General features: G+C 70.6%; 17 protein-coding genes. 11 read left to right on the plus strand and 6 right to left on the minus strand.

The genetic code is table 11. From position 1 onward, the window contains the following. The first annotated feature begins 286 nt into the window (after window positions 1–286). The 7 genes from sdaAB (at window position 287) to VFE05_23185 (ending at window position 5,923) form a co-directional block, all read left to right on the plus strand. Window positions 287–952, plus strand: coding sequence for an L-serine ammonia-lyase, iron-sulfur-dependent subunit beta (gene sdaAB / locus VFE05_23155; protein HET6232994.1), 666 nt, complete (start codon window positions 287–289; stop codon window positions 950–952). Window positions 953–1,003: 51 nt separating this feature from the next. After that, a complete protein-coding gene (gene sdaAA / locus VFE05_23160) occupies window positions 1,004–1,888 on the plus strand; it encodes an L-serine ammonia-lyase, iron-sulfur-dependent, subunit alpha (protein HET6232995.1) in 885 nt (294 codons plus the stop codon). A 52-nt stretch (window positions 1,889–1,940) separates the two neighbouring features. Continuing rightward, window positions 1,941–2,207 carry a hypothetical protein gene (locus VFE05_23165; GenBank protein ID HET6232996.1) on the plus strand — a complete coding sequence of 89 codons (267 nt, stop codon included), beginning with the start codon at window positions 1,941–1,943 and terminating at the stop codon, window positions 2,205–2,207. Next, entirely contained in the window at window positions 2,204–2,596 is a 393-nt protein-coding gene (locus VFE05_23170; protein HET6232997.1) for a hypothetical protein, read from the plus strand. The genes VFE05_23165 and VFE05_23170 overlap by 4 nt, the downstream gene beginning before the upstream one ends. Before the next feature lie 71 nt (window positions 2,597–2,667). Next, a complete protein-coding gene (locus tag VFE05_23175; protein ID HET6232998.1) occupies window positions 2,668–3,510 on the plus strand; it encodes a PspA/IM30 family protein in 843 nt (280 codons plus the stop codon). Window positions 3,511–3,603: 93 nt separating this feature from the next. Continuing rightward, window positions 3,604–4,806 (plus strand): AI-2E family transporter, encoded by a 1,203-nt coding sequence (locus tag VFE05_23180; protein HET6232999.1) that lies wholly within the window; start codon window positions 3,604–3,606, stop codon window positions 4,804–4,806. A 40-nt stretch (window positions 4,807–4,846) separates the two neighbouring features. Next, window positions 4,847–5,923, plus strand: coding sequence for a DUF1611 domain-containing protein (locus VFE05_23185; GenBank protein ID HET6233000.1), 1,077 nt, complete (start codon window positions 4,847–4,849; stop codon window positions 5,921–5,923). A 222-nt stretch (window positions 5,924–6,145) separates the two neighbouring features. Here the strand turns inward: VFE05_23185 and VFE05_23190 are convergent, their stop codons facing one another. The 5 genes from VFE05_23190 to VFE05_23210 form a co-directional block, all read right to left on the minus strand. Then, on the minus strand, window positions 6,146–7,090 hold the full coding sequence (locus VFE05_23190; GenBank protein ID HET6233001.1) for a hypothetical protein: 945 nt from the start codon (window positions 7,088–7,090) through the stop codon (window positions 6,146–6,148). Window positions 7,091–7,145: 55 nt separating this feature from the next. Further along, the gene (locus tag VFE05_23195; protein ID HET6233002.1) at window positions 7,146–8,432 is read right to left on the minus strand and encodes a M28 family peptidase; all 1,287 of its coding nucleotides are present in this window, start codon (window positions 8,430–8,432) and stop codon (window positions 7,146–7,148) included. Between the two features lie 165 nt (window positions 8,433–8,597). Then, complete coding sequence (locus VFE05_23200) at window positions 8,598–9,347, minus strand: DNA alkylation repair protein (GenBank protein ID HET6233003.1); 750 nt, start codon at window positions 9,345–9,347, stop codon at window positions 8,598–8,600. Window positions 9,348–9,358: 11 nt separating this feature from the next. Further along, window positions 9,359–10,030, minus strand: coding sequence for a hypothetical protein (locus VFE05_23205; protein ID HET6233004.1), 672 nt, complete (start codon window positions 10,028–10,030; stop codon window positions 9,359–9,361). A 366-nt stretch (window positions 10,031–10,396) separates the two neighbouring features. Continuing rightward, the gene (locus VFE05_23210) at window positions 10,397–11,467 is read right to left on the minus strand and encodes a transglutaminase domain-containing protein (GenBank protein ID HET6233005.1); all 1,071 of its coding nucleotides are present in this window, start codon (window positions 11,465–11,467) and stop codon (window positions 10,397–10,399) included. Window positions 11,468–11,821: 354 nt separating this feature from the next. Between VFE05_23210 and VFE05_23215 the strand changes: the two genes are divergently transcribed. Continuing rightward, entirely contained in the window at window positions 11,822–13,237 is a 1,416-nt protein-coding gene (locus tag VFE05_23215) for a hypothetical protein (protein ID HET6233006.1), read from the plus strand. 171 nt (window positions 13,238–13,408) lie between these two features. Here the strand turns inward: VFE05_23215 and VFE05_23220 are convergent, their stop codons facing one another. Then, the gene (locus tag VFE05_23220; GenBank protein ID HET6233007.1) at window positions 13,409–14,173 is read right to left on the minus strand and encodes an SDR family NAD(P)-dependent oxidoreductase; all 765 of its coding nucleotides are present in this window, start codon (window positions 14,171–14,173) and stop codon (window positions 13,409–13,411) included. Window positions 14,174–14,304: 131 nt separating this feature from the next. Between VFE05_23220 and VFE05_23225 the strand changes: the two genes are divergently transcribed. The 3 genes from VFE05_23225 to VFE05_23235 all read left to right on the plus strand — a co-directional run bounded on the left by VFE05_23225 (window position 14,305) and on the right by VFE05_23235 (window position 17,256). After that, window positions 14,305–14,859, plus strand: a complete 555-nt coding sequence (locus VFE05_23225) for a helix-turn-helix domain-containing protein (GenBank protein ID HET6233008.1) — start codon at window positions 14,305–14,307, stop codon at window positions 14,857–14,859. 133 nt (window positions 14,860–14,992) lie between these two features. After that, window positions 14,993–16,681: a hypothetical protein gene (locus VFE05_23230; GenBank protein HET6233009.1), complete on the plus strand. Its 1,689-nt coding sequence runs from the start codon at window positions 14,993–14,995 to the stop codon at window positions 16,679–16,681. Window positions 16,682–16,737: 56 nt separating this feature from the next. Next, window positions 16,738–17,256 carry an HNH endonuclease gene (locus tag VFE05_23235; protein ID HET6233010.1) on the plus strand — a complete coding sequence of 173 codons (519 nt, stop codon included), beginning with the start codon at window positions 16,738–16,740 and terminating at the stop codon, window positions 17,254–17,256. The last annotated feature ends 316 nt before the right edge of the window (window positions 17,257–17,572 follow it).

A 17,572-nucleotide genomic window follows, 5' to 3' on the forward strand; every position in this document is an offset into this window, starting at 1 on the left:
CCAGTCGATCCCGATCTCGCGTGCTCATCTTTAGCATCTCCTCGCTCCGTCGCAGGTTTCCACTCCAGTGTGGGCGAACCTGTCCCGAAGGAGGACATTTCTATATCAACCAACCCGGACATTTCTATATCAAGACTACACGCATGAGCGCCGTTCATCTTCCCCGCCCGCGTCCCTGCTGTTAAGCTATCGTGCTGCCCTGGCGCGCATCCGCCGAACCCCGGCCGATGCGGCGAGGGCGCAATGGCCCGGCGTCCGCGTGGGCCGCCCGCTCCCGCAGAGGCACATGGTCTCGCTCTTCGACATCCTGGGTCCCACCATGGTGGGGCCGTCGTCCTCGCACACGGCGGGCGCCTGCCGGCTGGGGCTGATGGCGCGCGCCATCCTGGGCGGCACGCCGCAGCGGGCGCGCATCCGCCTGCACGGCTCGTTCGCGGCCACGGGCGAGGGCCACGGCACGCACCGGGCGCTGGTGGGCGGCCTCATCGGCCTGGCTCCGGACGACCTGCGGCTGCGCGAGGCGTACGACGAGGCCCTGCGCGCCGGGCTGGTGTGGGAGTTCGAGGAGGTGGACCTGGGCGACGACGCGCACCCCAACACCGCCGTGATCGAGGTTTCGCGCGACGGCGACACCACCACCGTGCGCGGCGCGTCGGTGGGCGGCGGGCGCATCGAGGTCACCGAGGTGGACGGCTTCGCGGTCGCGCTCGGCGGCGGCTACCACACCCTGGTCCTACTCGCGCACGACGAGCCGGGCACCATCGCCGCGGTGGCCGGGATGCTGGCCGGGCACGGCGTGAACCTTGCCACCATGCGGGTCGACCGCACCGGCCGCCACAAGGACGCGCTGATGACCATCGAGGCCGACGAGCCCATCGGCGACGAGGTGCTCGACGCCATCCGCGAGTTCCCCTGGCTGCGCTGGGCGCGCCGCATCGAGAAGATCTCGTAGCGCCGCGCAGCGGCCTTCGCCGCCCCACCCCGTAGCCCGGTATCCCGTACCATGCACCGCTCCATCGAGTCCCTGATCCGCGAGTCCGACGAGACGGGCCGCTCGCTCGCCACCGTCGTCCTCGAAGCCGAGGCGGCCGAGAGCGGCGTGCCCGCCGCCGACATCCGCGCCCGCATCGCCCGCACGCTGTCGGTGATGCGCTCCGCGATCGACGAGGGGCTGAAGGGGCACACGCGCTCGCCCAGCGGCCTCACCGGCGGGCGGGCGCGCAAGCTGTGGGAGAACGGCCCCCGCATCCTCGGGCCCCGCGTCACCACCACGCTAGCCCGCGCCATCGCCACGCTCGAGGTGAACGCCGCCATGGGCCTCATCGTCGCCGCGCCCACGGCGGGCGCCGCGGGCGTGCTGCCTGCGGTGCTGGTGAGCGTGGGCGAGTTCGCGGAGATGGACGAGGAGCGGCTGGTCGATGCCATGCTGGTGGCCGGCGGCGTGGGCGGCGTGATCGCCCACCGCGCCTCCCTCGCCGGCGCCGAGGGCGGCTGCCAGGCGGAGACGGGCACCGCGGCGGCGATGAGCGCCGCGGCCGTCGCCTGGCTGCACGGCGGCACCAACGAGCAGGTCGCCACCGCCGTCGCGCTCACCCTCCAGGGCATGCTGGGCCTCATCTGCGACCCCATCGGCGGGCTGGTGGAGATCCCTTGCATCTACCGCAACGCGTCGGCGGCCATGCAGGCCATCGCCGGGGCCGAGATGGCGATGGCGGGGCTGGACTTCCCCGTGACGGCCGACGAGGTGATCGACGTGATGGGCGAGGTGGGGCGGCGGATGCCCTCTGCGTACCGCGAGACGGCGGGCGGCGGGCTGGCCACGACCCCCTCGGCCCGGCGGCTGGTGCAGCTCCAGCCGCGCACCCAGCCCGCCGGCATCAGCCGCTAGGCCGCCTCTTGCCTGAAACTTCACCTCCAGCCGCCGCGTAGGCACCCGGACGATGATCTTCGACGTCCTGCTGGTGGTGGTCGTGCTGTCGTTCCTGGGCCGCTTCGTCCATTCCGCCTGGCAGGGCGGCAGCGAGCGCGCCTTCCCCGCCGAGGCCGAGCTGGGCCGCCTGCGCGAGGAGGTGGACCAGCTCAACGCACAGGTGCGCCGCCTCGCCGAAGAGCAGTCTTTCATGGTCAGCCTGCTGTCGGCACCCGACCGCGCCCGCCTCGAGGCGGGCGCCCCGCCGCCGCAGGATTCCCCAACCGGAGACGGATGATGGTGACGCGAGAGGACGTGGAGAGCTTTCTCCTGCGGATGGATATGGAGCACGAGGAGGTGGAGGAGGGGATGTGGATCGCCAAGAGCGGCCTGGACGGCGCCTCGCTGGTCATCCACCACTCGCCGCCGGTGCTGGTGTTCCGCCTGAAGGTGATGGACGTTCCCGGCGAGGAGAGGCACTGCGCCGAGCTGTTCCGGATCCTGCTGGAGTACAACGCGACCGACCTGCTGCACGCGGCGTACGGGCTGGAGGAGAGCGACGTGATCCTCACCGAGAGCCTGGAGCTGGAGAACCTGGACTTCAACGAGTTCCAGGCCACGGTCGACTCGTTCCAGATGGCGCTGGCCTCGCACCTCGAGGCGCTGGCGCCGTACCGGAGCTGCTGAGGCGGCACGCGCCGCCCTTCCCGAACCAGAGCGTCCACGCCCCCGCGGGGGCTTTCGAACGGTAGCGATCCATGGGAATCTTCCAGAAGCTGTCCACGCTGATCAAGTCCAACCTGAACGACGCAATCGCCCGGGCCGAGAACCCGGAGAAGATGCTGAACCAGGTAATCGACGACATGCGGAACCAGCTCATCAAGGCCAAGCAGGAAGTGGCGCTGGCCATGGCCGACGAGTCCAAGTTGAAGAAGCAGGTGGACGACGAGCACCGCCAGGCGCAGGAGTGGGAGCGCCGCGCCATGCTGGCCGTCCAGAACGGCAAGGACGACCTGGCCCGGCAGGCGCTGGTGCGCCACCAGGAGTACGCCCAGCGCTCGGCGGCGATGTACGAGACGTGGGAGCGCCAGAGCAGCGAGACGCTCAAGCTGCGCGACGCCCTGCGCCAGCTGAACGTGAAGATCGAGGAGGCGCAGCGGAAGAAGACGCTGCTGCTGGCCAAGCAGAAGCGCGCCGAGGCGCAGAAGCGCATCCACGAGACGATGTCGGGCCTGTCGGACTCGTCGGCGTTCGAGGCGTTCAACCGCATGGCCGAGCGCATCGACCAGAACGAGCGGCAGGCGCTGGCCGCGGCCACGCTCTCGGAGGACCTGACCGGTGACCCGCTGGACCGCGAGTTCAAGCAGCTCGAGTCCGGCACCAGCGACGCCGACGTGGACTTCCGCCTCATCGAGCTGAAGCAGCAGATGGGCATCCTGCCCCCGCCCGCCCCCGCCGCGCAGGCCCAGCTCTCCGCCGGCGGCGCGGCCGGCGAGGCGCCCGCGGCCGAGACGCCCGCGCAGGACCGCGTGCGCGAGGCGGAGCTGCTGGAGGAGTTCGAGAGCATGGAAGAGGAGGAGCGGGGCCGCGCGCACAGCTAGCGCGGGGTTTCCCCGTTCAGCCCGTCTCCGTAGCTTTGGCGGGGCCGGCGGCGCGTCCGCCCGGCCCCGCTTCCATTTTCCAGGGATCTCCACATGCCTTCCAAGCACGCCGAGCAGGCGCAGGAGCCCCGGTCGCCGTACGCGGTGCTGGTGGCGGCCGTCTTCATCGTCCTGCTGCTGGCCTTCGTGTACAACGTGGCGGAGGTGCTCTTCCTCTTCTTCATCGCCGCGCTGTTCTCGCTGTACCTGCGCGCCATCACCGAATTCCTGGAGGAGCGCCTGCGGTTCAGCCGCGGGATGGGCATCCTCACGGCGCTGCTGGTGACGCTGCTGGGCATCGTGGGCGTCTTCTGGCTAGTGGTGCCCCCGGTGCTGACGCAGACGCAGGACCTGGTCGCCCTGCTGCCGGCGCAGATCACCACGTGGATGGGCGCGCTGCACCGCATCGCCGCGCGCTACCCGCTCATCGCCAGCATGCTGCCGCCGGAGAAGCCGGGCGCGCCGGGCGGCGGGCTGGGCGGGGTGATGAGCCACGTGGGGTCGTACGCGGCGGGCCTCTTCCCGTACGTGTTCAGCGGCGTGCACGCCGTGATCGACCTGTTCAGCGTGATGGTGATGGGGCTGTACCTGGCGCTGCGGCCGGGGCTGTACCGCGAGGGGCTGATCGCCCTCGCCCCGCCGGTGCACCGCGAGCTGGTTCGCGACATCCTGGCCGACCTGGGGCGGACGCTGACCGCGTGGATCGGCGGGCAGATGCTGGCGATGGTGTTCCTGGGCGGGCTCACCTGGCTGGGGCTCACGATCCTGGGCGTGCCGTACGCGCTGGCGTTTGCGGTCTTCACCGGCGTGGTCGTCGTCGTCCCCTTCTTCGGCTCGCTGCTGTCCACGCTGCTGCCCGCGCTGTTCATGCTGGGCACGGGCGGGCCGCTGCGCATGCTGAGCGTGGTGGCGCTGGGCGTGGTGCTGCACCTGATCGAAGGCAACTTCGTGCATCCCATCATCATGGAGCGCCAGGTCAACCTGCCGCCCGTCCTGTCCATCCTCAGCGTGCTCATCATGGCGAAGCTGCTGGGGGTGATCGGGCTGCTGGTGGCGGTGCCGGTGCTGGCGACCGTGATGGTGATCGTGCGGCGCATCTACGTGCACCGGCTGCTGGAGGGGAAGGGCTTCCGCCGCTTCGTGCGCGACTCGCCGGCGGAGATACGCATCCCCGACGGCGTCGCGAAGGTGGACTCGCGCGCGGCGGAGCTGAGCATCCCCACGCTGCTGGAAGAGGCCGGCGCCGCGCCGCGGTGACGACGCGTTTTCGGACGACGGACGACGGGGACGGGAGAGGATGGACGAGACGCAGGCGGCCCTGAAGGGCTACCGCTACCTGGTGCTGGCCGAGGGGGCGTTCGGGCCGGAGACCTCGAAGACGGCGAACAGCGCGATCCGCTACCTGCCGGAGCGCGTTGCCGCCGTGATCGACTCGCGGTACGCGGGACGGACGGTGGAGGACGTGCTCGGCTTCGGCGGCGAAATTCCCGTCGTCGGCTCGGTTGCCGACGGGCTGGAGACGCGGCCGACGGCGCTGCTGGTGGGGATCGCGCCGCAGGGCGGGCGGCTGCCGGAGGAGTGGCGGCCGGCGCTACGCGAGGCGCTGGCCGCGGGCCTGAGCGTGGTGAGCGGGCTCCACTTCCACCTGAGCGACGACGCGGAGCTGGCGGCGCTCGCGGCGGATCGTGACGTGCGGATCCACGACCTGCGGAAGCCGCCGGAGGGGCTGCCCGTTTCGCGGGGACTCGCGCGTGAGGTGGACGCGCTGACGGTGCTCACCATCGGGACGGACTGCAACATCGGGAAGATGACGGCGGCGCTCCAGCTCCGCGATGCGCTCGTCGCGCGCGGCGTGCGGACGGGGTTCGCTGCGACGGGGCAGACGGGCATCCTCATCGAGGGCTGGGGGATCGCGGTCGATGCGGTGGTGGCGGACTTCATCGGCGGGGCGGCGGAGAGCCTGGTGCTGCGGGCGGCCAAGGGGAACGACGTGGTGCTCGTGGAGGGGCAGGGTTCGCTGGTGCATCCCGGCTACTCGGGCGTCACGCTGGGCCTGCTGCACGGGTCCATGCCCGACGCGATGATCGTGTGCCACAAGCCGTCGCGCACCTTCCCGTACGGCGGCGGCGGCGCCTACGCGTGGATGCGCCTGCCGTCGCTGGCGGAGACGATCGCGCTGTGCGAGGCGGCCATCGCGCCGCTGCGGCCGGCGAAGGTGATCGGCATCTGCCTGAACACGTCGGACCTGCCGGAGGATGAGGCGCGGGCGGCGGTCGCGATGGCGGTAGCGGAGACGGGGCTGCCCGCGACGGACCCGGTGCGGTACGATGCGGGGCCGCTGGTGGAGGCGATCGAAGGGGCGATGCGGGGGTGAGGGGCCCTCACCTGGCTCGTTCCTCGCCTGTCCTCTCCCGCAAGCGGGAGAAGAAACGGAGGCGTTGGCGCGGGTCGGGGAGGGTGTCGCGGGATCGGCCGGGGCTGCGCCCCAGGGCGGGATGGTGACGGGGATTTTTCGATGAAGGTGTGGCCCGCGTGAGCGGGCTTTTTCATTGGTGCTACCGGGCAAACGACGCGGATTCGGGCGCAGGGGTGCGATTTATCGCATCCGATTCGCTTCCGGTGCGGACGGGCCCCCGTCGTGCGATGCCGCGTCCGCCGACGCGTTGGCGGTGGCGGCGGACCAGCCGGAGTCGAAGCGGCCGGGGCCTTCGGGGCGGAAGTGGAGGAGCGTGAAGCCAGCTTCGCGAAGCTCGCGGGCGACCTCCGGCTCGGTGAAGCGGTGGACGCGGTTGGGCGAGAGGTCGTCACCCAGGTCCACCGGCTCGCGGCGAAGGAGGCGGCGGAGCGCGTTGGCCGTGCGAGCGATGCGGTGCAGGCGCGGCGGGTCGCCGTCGCGCGTGTAGAACGAGAGGAGCAGTGGCGCGCCGTCGCCCATCAGCGCGCGAAGGCGGCGGAGGAAGCCGATTCGGCGCTCGCTGCCGGGAATCAGCATGTAGGCGCTCCATCCCATGATTGCGCCGTCGTACGGCCCGCCCGCGGCGGGAACCTCGTCGCGGCTGAGCGGGGTGACGGAGGCTGCGCCAGGACGCCGGGGCAGGGGAGCCGGGCCTCCGATCTCGCCCGCGAGAACGGTCGCTCCCTCGCTCTCGCCGGACACGCGGTCGGATGTGGAAGTGCCGTATTCGGCGCAGAGGAGCGCGGCTGCGGTGGAGCCGAGGACGGGGTTGCACTCGTAGCCATCCACCGTGTAGCCCATCTTCGCCAGGGCCAGCACCTCGCGGCCGCCGCCCGCGCCGATCAGCATGAGGCGCCGCGCATCTCCGAAGTAGCTTTCCACCGCCTCCGCTTCCCAGGCGAAGAGGCCGCTGCGGTTGTAGGCGTCGTCGCGATAGGTGGCGCTGCGGCGGTACATCGTGTCGTCCACGTCCGCGAGCGAGCGGTCGCCGAGGATGCCGAGCCAGAAGCCGGTGAACGCAGCTTCGGCCAGGGCGTAGCCGCCGTACCACACCCGGCGCGCGGCGAAGTAGATGCGCGCAATCATCCGCTGGCGGCCCGTCGATGCGCGGTGGAGAGCGGGCGCGTTCGCATCTCCATCTTCACGAAGCTCCCGCGGGCGGCAACGCGGCACGCATGAAATCGAGCAGGACGTCGCCGATGACCTGGAGCGGCTGGCGGCCGCATTTGTCGACGGTGTCCTCGGTGGTGTGCCAGTGCGGGTAGGAGTAGTCGATCAGGACGATGGATGGGATGCCGGCGCGGTTGAGGAAGACGTGGTCGTCGGTGATGGCGCGCGCGGGGCCGTGGAAGTGCGCGTCGAGTCCCAGGCGCGTGGCGGCGGAGTGCACCTCGTTCCACAGGGCGGGCGCGGCGTTCAGCGAGTTGATCTCGGTCGTGCAGCGCAGCGGATGGCCGCCGATCATGTCCAGCAGCACGGCGCGGCGCGGCTTCCACCGCGCATTCGCGCCGTCCTGCGCTGAGCGAGCGTAGAAGCGAGAGCCGTAGTAATACTCGCCAATGTCCTCGCCGTCGAAGAGCGCGAGCGTGACGGTGCGCGCCGGCGGATGCATCCGCAGAACGCGCGCGAGCTCTAGCAGCACCGCCACGCCGGATGCTCCGTCGCTCGCCCCTGGAACCGGCTCGGCGCGCTTCGACGGGTCGCGGTCGTGGTCTGCCACCGGCCGCGTGTCCCAGTGCGCGCACAGCATCAGCGCGGGCGTCGCGTCGGGTCCGGTCTGCGCACCTCCCTTCGCCGATGCGGTGCCGTGGAAGCGCGCGAAGATGTTGGCCATCGCCGGCGCGGTGCCCTTGCCCGGCCCGCGGTCGATGCGCTGCGTCCACTCCTGCACCGCCACTTCGTCTGCCCAGCGCGACAGCTCCCCAGTCAGGAGCTCGCGCGTGCGGGCGTGCCCGGCCGTGCCCGGAATGCGCGGGCCGACGTCGCACTGCGCGCGCAGCAGCGCGAACGCACGTCCGCCATCGAACGCGCTCCGCCGCGCATCTGCCGAAGAGTCTGCATCTCCGGAGAACCGCCCCGCCGGCTCCGCATCTCCCACCGGCTCCGCATCTCCCGAATACTCCGCATCTCCCGAGTGCTCCGCATGTTCCGAGCGCTCCGCATCTCCCGAACGCGGTGCGTCTCCTGGCCGGTCCACATCCATCGAGAGCCGCGCATCTGCCGGGATTCGTGCATCTCGTGAGGTTGCCGTGGTCCGCTGTGCATCTCCCGCAAGGCGCACGTCGGTGGAGGACGCATCTGCCGGCCGGCTTTCCGCATCTCGCCTGAAAACGGTGACGATCGCACCCGCGGGCTGGCGGTAGGCGATGCGCGTGTCCTGCCACCGCTGCGCGGCGCGGGCACGAAGGCGCGAGAGGATGCGTCGCATGGGCGCGGGACGATGGCGGGGTGGGGGGGATGCCAGGCTGGCGGCTGCGCTGAAGCTATCCTCGCCGGCGGAGGATGCAAACGGCGGCGGTGGATAATGGAGCGAGGTCGCGGATGGCGGCAGGTCGGATGCTCGATCTTCGATGCGGAGGGGAAGTGCGGCGCGTCAGTCTTCGGCGGGCTGCTTCTGGGTCATGTAGCGGCGGCGCATGGGCTCCGGGAGGCGCTCGATGGCGTAGCGCAGCATGGTGCGCGGCATCTCGTGCGCGTGCTCGCGGAGGAACGTGTGGACCGCGCCGATGTCGCGCTTGCCCATCTCGCGCAGCATCCAGCCGGCGGCCTTGTGGATCAGGTCGTGCCGGTCGCCCAGGAGCTCGCGGGCGATGCGCTGCGTCTCGTCCACCTCGCCGCGGCGGATGAGGTGCAGCGTGGCGACCATTGCGATGCGGCGCTCCCACAGGTCGCTCGAGCGCGCCAGCTCCAGCAGCGGCGCGCGGTCGCGGCCGGCCAGGTGCGCGCCCACGATGCCGGGCGCGGATGAATCCACCAGGTCCCAGTTGTTCACGTGGGCGGTGCTGCGCAGGTACAGCCGGTAGATGGCCTCGCGCTCCGGCTCCCCGCCGCGTTCGTAGGCATCGACGAGCAACATCAGCGCGAGGCCACGCTCTTCGTGGAAGGGCGAGCCCAGCAGCTCGGCGGCGTCCACGAGCGGCAGGCCGCGCAGCTCGCGGGCGAGCTTGCGCAGGGCGGGGATGCGGATGCCGAGGAAGCGGTCGCCCTCACCGTACTGCCCCGGCCCCGTCTTGAAGTAGCGCTGGAGGAACGCCGCGTTGTCCGCGTCCGCCAGCGCCCGCATCCGCTCGTGCGCGTACGCCGCGGTGGGCGCCCGGGCCGGTGCGGATGCGGGCGAAGGCACGACGGCCGCGCCTACCGCTGCTCGCCGAACGCGTCGTTGCGCCGCGCCTGCTCGGCCAGGGCGTCGCGGTTCTCCTCGGCGTTGCGCGTGGCCTCCCGCGCCTGCGACGTGTCCTCGCTCGCGGTGCCGCCGCCCGAGGCGCTCATCCCGCCGCCGCCCTCGCGCCCGCCCGAGGCGTTCATGGTTCCGTCCGGCGTGGTCTGGCTCACGCGGCGGTTCTCGTCCGCCAGCGCGTCGCGGTTCTCCGCCGCGTTCTCCACGTGCGCCGCCGCCCGCGAGCTGTCCTCCGTCCCGAAGCGCCCGCCGCCGGCACCCGACGCGCCCGACCCGGCGCTCATGCCCTGCATCGAGCCGCCAGCGGATGCGTTCATGCCGGACGAGGAGCCGCCGGTGGACGCGCTCACGCCGGAAGACGAGCCACCAGACGACCCACTCATGCCCGGAGACGTGTTCGTCCCAGACGACGAGGCGCCGGAGGAGGCGTTCATGCCGCGCTCGTTGCCGGAGGTGTTCGGGCCTGTACTGTTGACGTTGGCGGGCGTGGTCTCGTCCGTGCGGCGCGCCTGGGCGGCCAGGGCGTCGCGGTTCTCGGCCGCGTTCTCCACGTGGGCCTCGGCGCGCGAGGTGTCTTCGGAGGCGTTGCCGCGTCCCTGCGAGCCGTTGCTGCCGGTGTTCTGGTCCATGTGGGTCTCCCTTGCGAGGTCGTTTCCGCGCGAGCCGCTTCCGCCGCGTGCGTGGCCGTGTGCAAGCCTCGTTCCCACAAGTGTTTGGGAGATGGGAGAGAGCCGCGCATCCCAGGACGCGCCCGGCGGTTGAAACCGCGGCAAAGACTGCGCAAAGTCCCCCTGCGGGGACTAACCCCGGCGCGTCCGGCGCGGCCGAACTTCCGACGTGCGGAGAACCCCAACCCTCTCCCGCTTGCGGGGGAGGGTGCGAGCCTAAGCGAGCGGGAGGGGGCACCACAAGCCGGCGCGACAGACCCAAATCTGCCGCGCCGGCTCGTAGCTCCTCTGCTGTTTCGACTGAGATGCCAGGACTTCGCCGCGAATCTACCGTGCGCCGTGCCGGGTGTCCGAACGGGCGTCGTCCAGGCGGCCGTACTGGAGCACGACGGCGCCCGCGGGGGTTTCCGGGTAGCGGACGAAGACCACCATGCCGGTGCCGGTGAGCGGCGCCTCGCCGGACCAGACATCGCCGTGGGCGGTCAGCGGGTGCCAGTCGGTGCCGCTGGCGGCGACCACTTCCAGCGCCCCGGGCGCGCGGATGCGGAACGCGTGCGCGACGTTCGCGGGCAGCTTCGCCTCCACCGGCGCCTGCATCACCTCCACCGAGCGGCCGGGCACGACGAACGAGCCCACCAGGCCGGGGAAGCCGCGGCGCGAGGCGGCGGCCTTCACGTCGGCCACGCGCCATCCCATCTCCCAGAAGTCCGTGGGCGGAAAGACCTGCCGCGCGAACTCGTCGCCGGTGATGGGGTGGTCCACCAGCTGCCAGTCCGGCGAATCGGCCATGTGCGAGAAGAGGAACTTGTCCGGCGGCGTGAAGAAGTAGTAGTCGCGCACCTTCCGCACGAACCGCCGGTCCACGATGTCGCCCGCGCCCCAGCTGGCGTCCACCAGGTTCCAGCGGCCGTTGGCCTTCACGGCGTTCCACGTGTGCCCTTCGATGCTGAACGGGCGGCTGGGATCCTTGCTCAGGCCCTTCGCCTGGCCGGGCACCAGCGAGACCTGGAGCCCCGCGGCCTGGCCCAGCGCCAGGAAGAGATTCGAAAATCCGTCGCAGACGGCCTTGCGGCGGCGGAGGACGGAAGTGGCGCCCTGCTCCGGCACGGCCAGGCGGAAGCCGTAGTAGGCGCCGGCGTCGTAGGCCACGTTCTCGGTGATCCAGTGGTAGATGGCGCGCGCCTTCTCCGCCTCGGTCGGCAGGTCGCGGGTGAGGTACGCGGCGAGCGCGGGGACGTTGCCCGCCACGGCAGCCGGCGCCGCGTGGGCGATGGAGTCCGCGCGGGCGTAGCTAACGGCGGGCGCCTCGTCCGGCATCTCGGACATCTGCGCGGAGGCGCGGGGCGCGAAGGCGAGCAGGGCGCCGACAAGGAGCAGCGCGGTACGGCATGCGTTCATGGTACTGTAGATATCGGGTGCTGCGTTGATCTGAATCGGCGCCGAACGGTGGCGCCGGACGACAGCGGACGGCACGCACACGGCGCCTCCGCCGCGCCAAAGGGAGGGGTGCGGGGTGCGACGGATGTTTGCCGGATGCGGAGCATTTTGCACCCGCCGTACCAGCCGCGGCAGCGCATCCACCGACACCGGATCATCTGCGTAGATGCTGGCGTTTCTCACCGCCGCGCATCCGCGGAAAGCCCGGCGGGCGCACGGGCGGGTTGCGGCGACGTATGCGGTACGCCATCATCCCGGCGAATTGCCATCCCCGCATCTCCCGCCGTTCCCCATCCCCCCGCCTGCCGACCATCCATGACGGACGACACGCATCTCCCGCCCGTCACACCGGCCGACGTAGCCGACGCCTTGCCGGCGCACGGGATCGACACGTCGCCCGACGCGCCAGCGGGTTCGCCGAAGCTGGTGTTCAGCGGCGCGTGGGAGCAGGAGCTGCTCATCTCCGGCGTGGTCGTGTTCGCGCTGCTGCAGCTTCCCGGCGCGCTCCAGCACCGGTACGCGCGGGTGGCGGTGCACCTGGACGGGCCCGTGTCGACCGCGGCGGCGATGGCGTACAGCTACGGCATGCTCATCCTCTACACGCTGATCTCGTCGTTCCTGGCGAACCTGGCGGCGCGGGCGTACTGGGTGGGCTTGATCGGGCTGCACTCGGTCTTCCCCGGCGGCGTGCGCTGGGAGAAGGTGCGCCAGGGGCCCATCACGGTAGACGAGTTCCGCCGGCGGCTGCCCACGCTGCCCAGGCTGATCGCGGCGGCGGACGACTTCTGCAGCGTCATCTTCTCCGTGGCGTTCATGCTGGTGCTGATGTTCGGCATCTCCATCCTGTGGGGCGGCGTGCTGGTCGTGGTGTCGTGGCTGGCCGCGCGCACGTTCATGGGCGGCGCCCACGCGTCCGACGTGTTCGCGGCGATGATGGCGATACTGCTGGTCCCGGCGCTGGCGTTCACCTTCGACCGCATGCTAGGACGGCGGCTGCGGCCGGGCGGTGTGCCGGAACGCCTGATCCGCGGCGGCGTGCGCACGTCCCAGCGGCTGATGATGATGCCGCTGTACCAGCCCATCCTGCTGGTGCTGTTCAGCAACGTGCGGCGCCGGGCGGCGTACCCCGCCTTCTACGCGCTGGTCGCCGCGCTCGTGGGCTTCTACGTGCTGAACGACAGCGTGATCGGCCGCGAAGGGCTGATGCTGGAGAGCGCGCGCTTCGCCCCGTCCGCGCTGGAGCGGCACGGCGTGGACGCCCGCACCTACGAGGACCAGCGCCCGGAAGACGAGATCGACGGCGTGACGCCCAGCATCCCCACCGACGTGATCGGCGGGCCGTACGTGCGCCTGTTCATCCCCTACACGGCCGGGCGGCACGATGCGGCGGCGGCGGAGCGGTGCCCGGGTTTGCGCCCCTTCCGCGAGGCGGGGCTGCACCGCGAGCCGGCGGACACGGTGGACCGCGGCGGCGACGTGGCGGCGCTGCTCGCGTGCCTGGCGCGCCTCCAGCCCGTGCGGCTGAACGGCAGGCCGCTCGCGGGCGTGCCCTTCCGCTTCCGCACGGACCCGCGGACGGGCGTGCGCGGCATCGTAGGCTACGTGCCAACCCAGGCCCTCCCGCGCGGCGAGAACGTGCTCGAAGTCGGCCCCTCGCCGCTCCCGAAGGCGCGGGAGAAGGACGAGAAGGAAAAGACGCGGCAGCCCTACATCATCCACTTCTGGCTGTAGATGCGACCTTCCCGGTGGATGAGACGCCGTCGAATGATGTCCGCTGGTCCGTAGATGATGGCCCGCCGAGGTACGGCTTGGTCCGTAGATGGGCGGCTCGCCGCCGGATGCGGCCGCGGATTCAGTACGCGGACCGGGGATGGAAGGCGTGCGGGCCGCCCTGCGCGGTCTTCAGCCTTCCTGCTCGGTCGGGCGCACGAGGATCTCGTTGACGGCCACGCGGCGCGGGCGGGTGACGAGGTAGCTCACCGCGTCGGCGATGTCCTCCGGGTGCAGCATCTCCATGGCGTCCATCGTGCTCCGCATGCCCGCCAGCACCTCCGGCCGGTTGTGGCCCGCCAGCTCGGTGCTCACGGCGCCGGGTTCGACGAGGGAGATGCGGACGTGGCGCCGCGTGACCTCCTGCCGCAATGCCTCGCTGAAGCCGGTGACGCCGTGCTTGGTGGCGTTGTACACGGCCCGCCCGCCGCGCGGGAAGCGTCCCGCCGTGGAGCTGATGTTGACCATGTCCGCCACGCGCCGCGGCCCATCCTCCGCCGCGCGGAGCAGGTGCGGCAGCGCGGCGTGGGCGCAGTAGAGCAGACCGCTGAGGTTGAGGTCCACCATCCGCTGCCACTCGGCGAGCGGCGCTTCCTCCGCCTGCCCCAGCAGCATGACGCCGGCGTTGTTGACCAGCGTGTCCAGGCGTCCCAGCTCCGCGACGGTCCGCTCGACGACGTCCGCCGCCTGCGCCTGGTCGGTGACGTCGGCCTCCAGGACGAGGGTGGTGCCGCCGTACCAGCGGATCTCGGCGGCCACCTCGTCCAGCCGGTCCCGGCGCCGGGCCACGAGCGCGACGGCCGCGCCCTGTTCCGCCAGCGCGACCGCCGTCGCGGCGCCGATGCCGCTCGACGCGCCGGTCACCAGCGCCACGGTGCCGTCCAGTCTCTCCGCCATCTCCCTCTCCCGCGTTCGGTGCCGGTTACCGCCCGGGCGGCTCCGCGTTAGATTAAGCGGAGGATGCTCCGGTTCGAGCGCGAAGATAAACGGAGGATGCTCCGTTTGCAAGCCGCCCAGGAAAGCCGGCCATGACCGAAAGCCCCATGCGCGCCGACGCGCAGCGAAACCGCGACCGCCTGCTGGAGGTGGCCGTGCGCGCTTTCTCGCAGGGCGGCGCCGACGTGCCGCTGGACGCCATCGCGAAGGAGGCGGGGGTGGGCATCGGCACGCTCTACCGGCACTTCCCCACGCGCGAGGCGCTGGTGGAGGCGGCGTACCGCAGCGAGCTGGCCCGCGTGTGCGACTCGGCCGGCGCGCTGCTGGCCGCGTCGGCGCCGGAGGTGGCGCTGCGGGAGTGGATGGGCCGCTTCATCGCGTACCTGGCCGCCAAGCGCGGCATGGTGGACGCGCTGCGGGCGGTGATCGCGTCCGGCGGCAACCCGTACGAGCAGAGCCGCGCCCGCATGACCGACGCCGTGCGCCGGCTGGTGGAGGCCGGCGCCGCCGCGGGCACCGTGCGCGGCGACGTGGAGCCGGCGGACATCGTGACCAGCCTGAGCGGCGTCTCCCTCGCCGCGGCGGACCCGGCGCAGCGTGAACGCCTGCTGGACCTGCTGATGGACGGCCTACGTGTCCGGAGCTGATCCCGTCGCGCCACATCTCCCGAACACGGCTCCTCGCGGCGCCCGGCGTCTTTCCGCGGCGCCACGGGAGCGCTACAATGGCAGCGGCGCCGGCCCGTCCCGGCTCGTCTCCACCATCTTCCGGACCCGACCCATGCACCGTCGCTCAATCGGCGCGCTCGCCGCCGCCGCACTCCTGGCCTGTGTGCACGCGCCCGCCGCGGCGCAGGCCGGCGCGCACCGCGGGCAGGTGCCCCCGCGCGCCGCCAGCGCCATGCAGGCGCGCGTGAACAAGTACAAGGCCGTTCGCCTCACCACGAACATGGCCGCGCTGTCGCCCGCCGAGCGGCGCATGATCCCGCTGCTGATCGACGCGGCGCGCGAGATGGACAGCATCTACTGGCAGCAGGCGTACGGCGACCGCGCGCGGCTTCTCGCCTCGCTGCGCGACCCGGCGGCCCGCAAGTTCGTGGAGTACAACTACGGCCCGTGGGACAAGCTGGCAGGCGACGAGCCCTTCCTGCCCGGCGTGGGCGCCAAGCCCGAGGGCGCGACCTTCTATCCCCGCGACATGACCAAGGCCGAGTTCGAGGCCGCGGTCGCGCAGGGCGGGCCCCGCGCCGACTCGCTGAAGGGCCTCTACACGCTGGTCCGCCGCGACGCCGCGGGACATCTCACGACCGTGCCGTACCACGTGGCCTACGCCGCGCCGCTCGCCCGCGCCGCCGCCAAGCTGCGCCAGGCCGCCGCGCTCGCCCCGCAGGCGTCGCTCCGCCGCTACCTGGAACTGCGGGCGGACGCGCTGACGAGCGACAACTACCAGCCGAGCGACCTGGCCTGGCTGGACATGAAGGACAACACCATCGACGTGGTGATCGGGCCCATCGAGAGCTACGAGGACGCGCTGTACGGCTACAAGACGGCGGCCGAGGGCTACGTGCTGGTGAAGGACCGGGAGTGGAGCCAGCGCCTGGAGCGCTTCGCCGCGATGCTGCCGGCACTCCAGCGCGGCATCCCCGTGCCGAACGAGCTGAAGGCCGAGACGCCGGGCACCGGCTCTGACCTGAACGCGTACGACGCCGTGTTCTACTCCGGCCAGGCGAACGCGGGCGGCAAGACCATCGCCATCAACCTGCCCAACGACGAAGAGGTGCAGCTGCGGAAGGGCACGCGCCGCCTTCAGCTCAAGAACGCGATGCGCGCCAAGTTCGACGCCATCCTGCTGCCCATCGCCCGCGAGCTGATCGTTCCGGAGCAGCTGGGCCACGTGACCTTCGACGCCTTCTTCGAGAACACCATGTTCCACGAGGTGGCGCACGGCCTGGGCATCAAGAACACCATCAACGGCCACGGAACGGTGCGCGAGGCGCTGAAGGAGCGCGCGGGCGGGCTGGAGGAGGAGAAGGCCGACGTGCTGGGCCTGTACATGGTCACGCAGCTCAACCGCCAGGGCGAGCTGGGTCACGAGGACCTGCTGAACAACTACGTCACCTTCCTGGGCGGGCTGTTCCGCTCGGTGCGCTTCGGCGCGTCGGACGCGCACGGCAGGGCGAACATGGCCACGTTCAACTTCTTCGCCGAGCAGGGCGCCTTCACCCGCGACGCGCGCACCGGCCGCTACCGCGTGGACTTCCCCAAGATGCAGGCGGCGGTCAACGCGCTCTCGGAGAAGATCCTGCGCCTCCAGGGCACGGGCGACTATGCGGGCGTGGGCGAGTTCATGGCCACCAGCGGCATCGTGAAGCCGCAGCTCCAGCACGACCTCGGCCGCCTCTCTACCGCCGGGATCCCCGTGGACATCGTCTTCGTCCAGGGCATGTCCGTCCTCAACGCCGGCCGGTAGCTCATCGTGAACTGTGCGAGGGGTTCGCCTCTCGCACGGTTCCAATAGCCTTTCTCATGGCGATCACAAATAAGACACGTAAGCAACTCTGGGGACTCTCGGGGAACCTCTGCGCAATGTGTCGGAGCGAATTAGTTGCACCCGAAACCCCGCATAGCGAGAAGTCGGTAATCGGCGAAGAGTGCCACATCATCGCACAATCACGGCGAGGGCCGCGCGGACAGAGGGAAGGCCAGGTAAAACTTCATGAGTACGAGAATCTCATCCTTCTTTGCCGAAACGATCATAAACGAGTCGATGATCAACGCGAAACCTTTACCGAGGAATACCTCACACAACTGAAATCAAGGCACGAAGCCTGGGTCGCTAGTGCATTGCGCGACGCAAGCTCTGCAAGAGAACCGGAAAACGGCCAAGTATTTCAAGTTCGAATGCTGTCAACAGGCGAAGAGGTCGTCAGTATCATCAATGGCGTTCAAGGTTATGATTTCGATCAAGATCCTTTGCGGAATCAGGATGAAGTCGCGCTTGTAGCGACATTTATGCAATCGGTGAAGGGTTGGGCTGATATCTGAGATGATCTTGAGTTCAATGAACATGTCGAGGCCAAATTCCAGCTCGGTGAGCAACTCACGCAACTTCGGGAAGCTGGATTTCTAGTCTATGGTGGTTCCTTCCGGCGGAACCTGCATGTAGCTGGGCGCGACGAGCGAGTTGCAATCGCTATGTTGCGGGTGCTTCGACTGACCAATCCGAAAATACCAGAAGAGCACCGACGAGCTTACTCAAAAGCTGTGTGACAGGACAATCGGTATCAGCCGGGTCACAACTCGCTTTGGGCGGATTTCCTGCGCGATGGAAGTGCAACAGGAGCCTACGGCGAATCCCCTT

It is taken from the genome of Longimicrobiaceae bacterium (assembly GCA_035696245.1).
GTDB lineage: Bacteria > Gemmatimonadota > Gemmatimonadetes > Longimicrobiales > Longimicrobiaceae > DASRQW01.

Coding starts and splice junctions, on each gene's coding strand:
- sdaAB (HET6232994.1), top strand. CDS start 287: ATGGTCTCGCTCTTCGACATCCTGGGTCCCACCATGGTGGGGCCGTCG.
- sdaAA (HET6232995.1), top strand. CDS start 1,004: ATGCACCGCTCCATCGAGTCCCTGATCCGCGAGTCCGACGAGACGGGC.
- VFE05_23165 (HET6232996.1), top strand. CDS start 1,941: ATGATCTTCGACGTCCTGCTGGTGGTGGTCGTGCTGTCGTTCCTGGGC.
- VFE05_23170 (HET6232997.1), top strand. CDS start 2,204: ATGATGGTGACGCGAGAGGACGTGGAGAGCTTTCTCCTGCGGATGGAT.
- VFE05_23175 (HET6232998.1), top strand. CDS start 2,668: ATGGGAATCTTCCAGAAGCTGTCCACGCTGATCAAGTCCAACCTGAAC.
- VFE05_23180 (HET6232999.1), top strand. CDS start 3,604: ATGCCTTCCAAGCACGCCGAGCAGGCGCAGGAGCCCCGGTCGCCGTAC.
- VFE05_23185 (HET6233000.1), top strand. CDS start 4,847: ATGGACGAGACGCAGGCGGCCCTGAAGGGCTACCGCTACCTGGTGCTG.
- VFE05_23190 (HET6233001.1), bottom strand. CDS start 7,090: ATGATTGCGCGCATCTACTTCGCCGCGCGCCGGGTGTGGTACGGCGGC.
- VFE05_23195 (HET6233002.1), bottom strand. CDS start 8,432: ATGCGACGCATCCTCTCGCGCCTTCGTGCCCGCGCCGCGCAGCGGTGG.
- VFE05_23205 (HET6233004.1), bottom strand. CDS start 10,030: ATGGACCAGAACACCGGCAGCAACGGCTCGCAGGGACGCGGCAACGCC.
- VFE05_23210 (HET6233005.1), bottom strand. CDS start 11,467: ATGAACGCATGCCGTACCGCGCTGCTCCTTGTCGGCGCCCTGCTCGCC.
- VFE05_23215 (HET6233006.1), top strand. CDS start 11,822: ATGACGGACGACACGCATCTCCCGCCCGTCACACCGGCCGACGTAGCC.
- VFE05_23220 (HET6233007.1), bottom strand. CDS start 14,173: ATGGCGGAGAGACTGGACGGCACCGTGGCGCTGGTGACCGGCGCGTCG.
- VFE05_23225 (HET6233008.1), top strand. CDS start 14,305: ATGACCGAAAGCCCCATGCGCGCCGACGCGCAGCGAAACCGCGACCGC.
- VFE05_23230 (HET6233009.1), top strand. CDS start 14,993: ATGCACCGTCGCTCAATCGGCGCGCTCGCCGCCGCCGCACTCCTGGCC.
- VFE05_23235 (HET6233010.1), top strand. CDS start 16,738: ATGGCGATCACAAATAAGACACGTAAGCAACTCTGGGGACTCTCGGGG.